Below are 7,009 nucleotides of genomic sequence, written 5' to 3' on the forward strand. Positions count from 1 at the left end.
GCCCGCCGCCTCGGTCGCCCGCCGCCTCAGCCGCCGCCGCCTCGGCCGCCGCCGCTCCCGGCGGCGGCCGACAGCAGGGCGAGCGCCGCCTGGCGGGCCTGCTCGCCCGTGCCGGCCGCGCCGTGGTGCGCGGCGACGACGGTGGCGCCCTCCACCAGCATGAGCAACTGGCGCGCCAGGAGGGGCGGGTCGGCGGCTCCGGCGCGCTCGGCGACGCCGGTCAGCAGATCCAGATAGCGGCCGAGGTGGCGCGCGGTGACGGCGCGCACGGCCTCGATGTGGTGCTGGGCCGCCGCGTTCACCATCGCGCAGCCGCGGAAGACCGGGTCCTCATACCACTCGCCCAGCGTGTCGAACACCGCGGCGAGCTGGTCGCGAGGGTCGTCCCCGGCCGCTGCGACGGCCTCGGCCAGCCAGCGGCTCACCCGTTCGCTGCGGGCCTGGAGCATGGCCTCCACGAGCCCGTCCTTCGTGCCGAAGTGCCGATAGAGCGTCTCCTTCGACACCCCGATGAGGGCGCACAGCTCGGCGACGCCGATGCCGTCGAGCCCGCGTTCGTACAGCACGGGGGTGGCCGCCTTCAGTATGGCGGCGCGCGTGCGCTCCGGGTCGATCGTCGAGCCCTTGGGAACCGGCATACCCAGATGGTACCGACCGGTTCGATCCACTGCTACGCTCCGAGATCGTACCGATCGGTTCGATCTTTTGGAGTCCGCCATGTCCGACCTCATCGCCGTCGGCCCGCCGGCCCGCAGGCAGACGCGGCAGGCGGCGCGGCTGGCTCTCGGCACGGCGTCGGCCCTCGGGCTGGCGCGCTTCGCGTACGGACTGCTCCTGCCGGCGATGCGGGACGAGCTGCACTGGTCCCTGGCCCAAGCCGGGGCGGTGAGCACCGCCAACGGGCTGGGCTACCTGCTCGGCGCGCTGGTGACCGCGGCCGCCGTACGCCGCCTGGGCACGGCGGCCACCTTCCGGTGGGGCATGGTCCTCACCGCACTGGCGCTGGCGGTCACGGCGGCGAGCGACGCCTATCCGGTGCTGCTCGCGGTGCGAGCCGCGGCCGGAGCGGCGGGTGCGGCGGTGTTCGTCACCGGCGGCGTCATCGCGTCGCGCCTCGCCGCCCGCGCGGCCTCCGGGGCGCCCATCACCGTGTATTTCGCGGGCACCGGGCTGGGCATCGTGGCCGGCGGCGTCGGCATCCCGCCGCTGGGCGGCCATCTCCACCTGGCCTGGGCCGGCCTGGGCGTGGCCGCCGGACTGGCGGCGTTGCTGAGCTGGACCGCCGCCCAGGCGGGCGAGGAGACGCGGTCCGGGAAGGAGGTCCAAGCGGGCGAGGAGGCGCGGTTCGGGAAGGAGTCGCGGTTCGGGAAGGAGTCGCGGTTCAGGGAGGCGCGGGCCGCCACCGCCGGGCGCGTCCACGTGCGGCCGCTGTGGGGGATCGCGCTGGCCTACCTGCTGTTCGCCGCCGGTTACATCACCTACATCACCTTCCTGTCCGCCTACCTGGCCGAGCGGCACGCGCCGCTCGGGCAGGTGATGCTCACCTGGACCGCGCTCGGCCTGGCCGTGGTGGCGGCGCCCGCGCTGTGGAGCCGTCCGACTGCCGCATGGCCCGGCACCCGGGCCCTGGCCGTGCTGCTCGGCCTCCTGAGCGGTGGCGCGGCGCTGGCGATGGCGGCGCCCGCGCCGCCGGTCGTCCTCGCCTCCGCGATCGTCTACGGGGCGACCTTCATGGGCGTGCCCGCCGCCGTCACCGCGCTCATCAAGGCGTACACCCCGCCCGCCGACTGGACGGCCACCCTGGCGGCGTTCACCACGATCTTCGCGGCCGGGCAGACCGCTGGGCCGTGGCTCGCCGGGCTCGTCGCCGACCACACCTCGACCGCCGCCGCCCTGGCCTGGACCGCGATCCTGTGCGCTGCCGCGGCCCTGATCGCGGCGTGCGCGACTCCCTCCCGCCGGGCCGGAGCGGGTCCGGCCGAGAAGACACCCGACGCGGAAGCGTCCACGCGACAGTGAGGCCCACCATGACCACGTTCGTCCTGATCCCCGGCATGTGCCACGGAGGCTGGTGTTTCCACGAGCTGTGCGAGGGGCTGCGCCGCCTCGGGCACCGGGCCGTGCCGCTGACGTTGACCGGTCTCGCCGAACGCGCCCACCTGCTGGACGGCGCGGTGAACCTCGACACGCACATCCGGGACGTGACCGGGGTGCTGGAGGCCGAGGACGTCCGCGGCGCCGTGCTGGTCGGTCACAGCTACGGGGGGATGGTGATCACCGGGGTCGCCGACCGCCTGCCCGGCCGGGTCGCCGGTCTGGTCTACCTGGACGCCGTCGTGCCGGCGGACGGCGACTCCTGCTGGAGCCTGGTCTCCGACCGGGAGCGGCAGTGGTACGCGGACGTGGTGGAGACCGGTTACGCGACACGGCCGCTGCCGTTCTTCGACCCCCGGGCCACCCCCCACCCGATCGCCTCACTGCTCCAGCCGCTCCGGCTCACCGGCGACCCGGCGCGCATCGGGCGCCGCATCTACGTATATGCGGCGGGCTGGGAAGGAGCGTCCCCCTTCACCCCGACGTACGAGCGGCTGCGCGAGGACCCCGCATGGACGACGTACGCGCTGGACGGCGGGCACAACCTCATGCGCGACGTCCCGGAGGACCTGCTGAAGATCCTGGCCGAGGCGGCCGAGTCGCGAGGGTAGGGACAGCCCTACCCCCGGGACTGCCGTCCGCCGGATCGATCCGCGGCGGGCGAGTTCAATAGCGTTGGGGACATGCGCCGACTCCTCTCCCGCCTCGGCGGCGACACGGTCTATATCCTCGTCGGGCTCCCCCTCGCGATCATCACGTTCTGCCTCACCGTGGCCGGCCTGTCGGCCGGCACCGGCCTGCTGGTGGTCTGGCTGGGTGTGCCCGTCCTCGCTCTCACCCTCCTCATCGCCCGGGGCATGGGTGACGTCGAACGGCTCCGCATGCGCGCGGTGCTGGGCAGGGACGTGCCCCGGCCGCGGTATCCCACGTCGCCGCCCGGGGCGGGCGTGTTCCGGAAGACCGTCACCCCGCTCGCCGGAGGCCAGCCCTGGCTCGACGTGCTGCACGCGCTGCTGGCCTTCCCCGTCGCGATCGTGGCGTTCTGCGTGACCGTCACCTGGTGGGCCGTGACGCTCACCGGGCTGACCTACCCGCTGTACGGCTGGATCCTGTCGAACATCCCGGACAACCACGGGCTTCCCGAACTGCTCGGGCTCGGCCGGGGCTACGTCGTCGACAGCGTCTTCTATCTGCTCCTGGGCGTGGTGTTCGCGCTCACGCTCTATCCCGTCGTCCGCTCCTGCGCGCTGATCAAGGCGTCCCTGGGCCGGGCGCTGCTGACCGGCGTCGCCGAGCTGCAGGAGCGCATCGACGACCTCACCGAGGGCCGCCACGCCGCCGCCCACGCGGAGGCGGACGCCCTGCGCCGCCTGGAGCGCGACATCCACGACGGACCCCAGCAGCGCCTGGTCCACCTGGCCATGGAGCTGTCGCGGGCCCAGCGGGAGCTGCAGAAGGACGCCACGGCCGCGCACGAGACGATCGGCAAGGCCATCAGCGCCACCCGGGAGACCCTGGACGAGCTGCGCGCGCTGTCGCGCGGCATCGCCCCGCCGATCCTGGCCGACCGCGGACTCGCCCCGGCGCTCGCGGCCCTGGCGGGCCGCTGCACGGTGCCCGTGGAGCTGGACGTCCAGACGGCCGAGCGGTTTCCCGCGCTCATCGAGAACACCGTCTACTTCGTCACCGCCGAGTCGCTCACGAACGTGGCCAAGCACAGCAGGGCGACGTCCTGCTCGGTCGGGCTGACCAGGATCGGTGACACGCTCATCCTCACGATCGGGGATGATGGGGTCGGCGGCGCACACGTCGCCAAGGGACACGGCCTGTCCGGCCTGGCCGACCGGCTGCGGGCTGTCGACGGCGAGCTGTCGGTGCGGTCGCCGGCGGGCGGGCCGACACTGATCACGGCGGAGGTTCCGTGCGCGTAGTGGTGGCCGACGACGCCGTCCTCATCCGGGAGGGGCTCGTCCGCCTGCTGGAGGAGTTCGGCTGCGAGGTCGTCGCGACCGCGGGCACGGGGGAGGACCTGGTCGAGGCCGTCGCCGCTCACCGGCCCGACGTGTCGGTGGTCGACGTGCGGATGCCGCCGACGTTCACCGACGAGGGCCTGCGCGCCGCCGTCGAGGCGCGGGAGAAGGTGCCCGGCGCTCCCGTGCTGATCCTGTCGCAGTACGTCGAGGTGTCGTACGCCGACGACCTGCTGGCCGACGCCCGCGGGGCGGTCGGCTACCTGTTGAAGGACCGCGTGGTCGACGTCGAGGAGTTCATGGACGGCCTGCGCCGGGTCGCCGCCGGGGGGACGGTCTTCGACCCCCAGGTCGTCGCCCAGCTGATGGTGCGGCGGCGGCGCGACGACCCGCTGGCCTCGCTGACACCGCGCGAGCGCGAGGTCCTGTCACTGATGGCCGAGGGCAGGTCGAACCCCGCGATCGCCCGTCGCCTCGTCGTCACCGAGGGCGCGGTGGAAAAGCACATCCGCGGCATCTTCACCAAGCTCGGCCTGCACGCCGAGGACGGCGACCAGCACCGCCGCGTCCTCGCCGTGCTGGCCTACCTCCGCTCCTGACCGCCCGCGTCAGGCCGGGGTGGTCGCCGTCGCCCGCGTCGCGCGTACCGAGCGCAGGACGACGAACACGCAGGCCGTCCCGACGACGCCGGCTCCGCCGATCACCGCGTACGGGGGAACCAGCGCGGCGACGGCGCCGCCGGCGGCCACGCCGAGCCCCTGGAGGGTCATGAGCCCGGCGCCCAGCAGGGACATGGCGCCGCCCCGCATCGTCGCGGGCACCGCTTGCACGAACCACTGGTCCATGCCGAGCGTGTAGGCGGCGCACAGCCCTGTGACCAGCAGGAGCGCGATCGCGAGCGACAACGGCGGGTGGACGGCGAACGCGGCCATCGGCAGCATCGACCCCGCTGCCAGCGGGAGTGCGATCCGCTCGCGGGCGGCCGCCCCGAGCACGGTGCCGGCCAGCACCTCGCCCACCGCGGTTCCCGCGGGCATCGCGGCCATGAAGAGCCCGAACCCCACCGAGCCCGCGCCTGCGGCGTCCGCGAAAGGCGCGGCGGTTCCTTCGGCCATGATGAAGAACATCGGCGGGATCCACCACATGAGCAGCAGCGCGCGGACCCGGGGGGTGCCGAGCAACCGCCGGGTGGTGGCCAGCGAAGCCCGCATCATCGCCTCGCCCCCCGACATCCGGGCCGGGCGGGCGCGGGTGCCCAGACGCAGGAGCAGCGCGGAACCGAGAAAGGTGCCGACGGTCACGTAAAGCGCGGTGCGAGGTGACAGCCACACCAGGGCCAACCCGCCGAGTCCGTAGCCGACGATCTGCGATCCCTGCGAGACCATGCGCACGAGCGAGCGGCCCAGGACGTACAGGTCGTCCGGCAGGATGTCGGCCAGGCTCGCCGCCCGGGTGCCGGTGAACAACGGCGACATCATCGAGACGGCGAAGCGGAGGACGAACAGCACCGCGAGCGGAGTCACCGGAACGGCCATCGACGCCACGCAGCAGGCCGAGAGCAGGTCGCAGGCCACCAGCACCCGGCGGGCGGGGTATCGGTCGGCGACGCCGGAGAGCAGGATCCCGCTGAGGGCGTAGGGCAGGAAGCCGAGGGCGAAGACGAGCGCCGTCAGCGGTGCCGAACCGGTCCGCCGGAATACCAGCACGGCCAGCGAGGCGTCGGCGAAGACGCCTCCCATCATGGAAAGAACGTGGGCCGCGAAAATCGCCCGGAACTCTTTGACCGCGAACACGCTGCCGTATCCGGCTTTGACGCGTGCTGGGCTTCGCAGGGCCGCTGAGTCGTTCTGTGAGCCGTCCGGCGATTCGGCCTGCGATTCGGCCTGCGTTTCGGCGGTGGAGGAGGGTTCTGCCATGCGGAGATTCGCTTTTCCCTGTCATAACGGGCACAGCAGGCGCCTGCGGGCGCGGAAGCCGGGTCCGGGGGCGGCACGACTGCCGAGGCGTTTTGCCCCCTCGGACCCGGCATGACGATCTCATGCCCGGATCGGACTGAGATCAACTTCTTGGGTCACGCGTCCAGCTCGGGAAACCAGCCCTTGGCGATCGAGGTCATGGAAATTCACCTCCCTGCAGGTAGGAAGCCTTGTGCGGCGAGGGTGGTCGCGGGGGGCGTCCACGGACGATCCCGGGCGCGACGCGACCCTCGATTAACCTGAACAATTGTGTTCGAGTTTTACTCTAGCACTAAGTCGTACATCGATGTTCGATTTAGTGAAGTGTGACGAGGGTCATAGCGGGCTGCGGTGGTCATCGGCCGGTCGAGTCGCGCGGCGTCCTGAGGGAGAGGCCGGCATGACCGGGGGGTCAGGCGGAGAGCCGCGGTGCCTGTCCGAACGTGCGGCCGAGCAGTACGTAGCCCGTAGAGAAAGAACGCCATGTTCGGGCCGGCGCGAGAGGTCACCCTTGCGGAGGCCATGCCGAGCCGCGTGACCCGAGTCGCGTGGCCGCGCGGCGTCGGCTCGCGCGGCGTGTTCGCGGCGTCGGCCCGGGGGGCGTGCTCGCGGCGTCGGCTCGCGCGGCCCGGGGCGAGCCGGGGGCGGGCCGGTGAGGTCGGTGGTTACGGGGCGGGTGTGGGTACGGCCGTGCCGGGCGCGGTGAGGGCGGCGAGCAGCGTCGCGGAGATGACCCGTGGGGCGTCACCGGCGTCCAGTCTGCCGGCGGCGGTGTCCTCCGCCGCGGCGTGCATCAGGCTGAACACGGTCGTGACGAGCCACCGTTCGGGCAGGTCGTCGCGGAAGACGCCGGAGCGTCGCCCGCGGTCGACGATCGCCTGGACCCTGTGCAGGGCCTGGTCGTGGACGGCCCGGATCCGCTCCGGGGGCAGTTCGCGGTGGGCGGCCAGCAGCACGGAGTGCAGTTGGTGGACGATCTGCCATGAGGCG

At 73.0% G+C, this 7,009-nt stretch carries 6 protein-coding genes and 1 pseudogene; 4 read left to right on the forward strand and 3 right to left on the reverse strand.

Annotation, left to right across the window (positions count from 1 at the left end):
- Window positions 1-26: 26 nt before the first annotated feature.
- The gene (locus BXA11_RS02650) at window positions 27-638 is read right to left on the reverse strand and encodes a TetR/AcrR family transcriptional regulator (RefSeq protein WP_076432361.1); all 612 of its coding nucleotides are present in this window, start codon (window positions 636-638) and stop codon (window positions 27-29) included.
- Window positions 639-717: 79 nt separating this feature from the next.
- On the opposite strand from BXA11_RS02650, the gene BXA11_RS02655 reads away from it, so the two are divergent.
- The 4 genes from BXA11_RS02655 (at window position 718) to BXA11_RS02670 (ending at window position 4,663) form a co-directional block, all read left to right on the forward strand.
- Window positions 718-2,019 carry a YbfB/YjiJ family MFS transporter gene (locus BXA11_RS02655; RefSeq protein WP_076432363.1) on the forward strand — a complete coding sequence of 434 codons (1,302 nt, stop codon included), beginning with the start codon at window positions 718-720 and terminating at the stop codon, window positions 2,017-2,019.
- An 8-nt stretch (window positions 2,020-2,027) separates the two neighbouring features.
- The gene (locus BXA11_RS41850) at window positions 2,028-2,705 is read left to right on the forward strand and encodes an alpha/beta fold hydrolase (RefSeq protein ID WP_076432365.1); all 678 of its coding nucleotides are present in this window, start codon (window positions 2,028-2,030) and stop codon (window positions 2,703-2,705) included.
- Between the two features lie 72 nt (window positions 2,706-2,777).
- Complete coding sequence (locus BXA11_RS02665) at window positions 2,778-4,025, forward strand: sensor histidine kinase (RefSeq protein ID WP_076432367.1); 1,248 nt, start codon at window positions 2,778-2,780, stop codon at window positions 4,023-4,025.
- A complete protein-coding gene (locus BXA11_RS02670) occupies window positions 4,016-4,663 on the forward strand; it encodes a response regulator (RefSeq protein WP_030510054.1) in 648 nt (215 codons plus the stop codon). Before BXA11_RS02665 ends, BXA11_RS02670 begins: the two co-directional genes overlap by 10 nt.
- Before the next feature lie 9 nt (window positions 4,664-4,672).
- Here the strand turns inward: BXA11_RS02670 and BXA11_RS02675 are convergent, their stop codons facing one another.
- The gene (locus BXA11_RS02675) at window positions 4,673-5,980 is read right to left on the reverse strand and encodes an MFS transporter (protein ID WP_083743899.1); all 1,308 of its coding nucleotides are present in this window, start codon (window positions 5,978-5,980) and stop codon (window positions 4,673-4,675) included.
- A 704-nt stretch (window positions 5,981-6,684) separates the two neighbouring features.
- Window positions 6,685-7,009 (reverse strand): annotated as a pseudogene (locus BXA11_RS42980) (TetR/AcrR family transcriptional regulator); the annotation flags it as partial.

Source organism: Microbispora rosea (assembly GCF_900156315.1).
GTDB classification, from domain to species: Bacteria; Actinomycetota; Actinomycetes; order Streptosporangiales; family Streptosporangiaceae; genus Microbispora; species Microbispora rosea.

Coding starts and splice junctions, on each gene's coding strand:
- BXA11_RS41850 (WP_076432365.1), top strand. CDS start 2,028: ATGACCACGTTCGTCCTGATCCCCGGCATGTGCCACGGAGGCTGGTGT.
- BXA11_RS02675 (WP_083743899.1), bottom strand. CDS start 5,980: ATGGCAGAACCCTCCTCCACCGCCGAAACGCAGGCCGAATCGCAGGCC.
- BXA11_RS02650 (WP_076432361.1), bottom strand. CDS start 638: ATGCCGGTTCCCAAGGGCTCGACGATCGACCCGGAGCGCACGCGCGCC.
- BXA11_RS02665 (WP_076432367.1), top strand. CDS start 2,778: ATGCGCCGACTCCTCTCCCGCCTCGGCGGCGACACGGTCTATATCCTC.
- BXA11_RS02655 (WP_076432363.1), top strand. CDS start 718: ATGTCCGACCTCATCGCCGTCGGCCCGCCGGCCCGCAGGCAGACGCGG.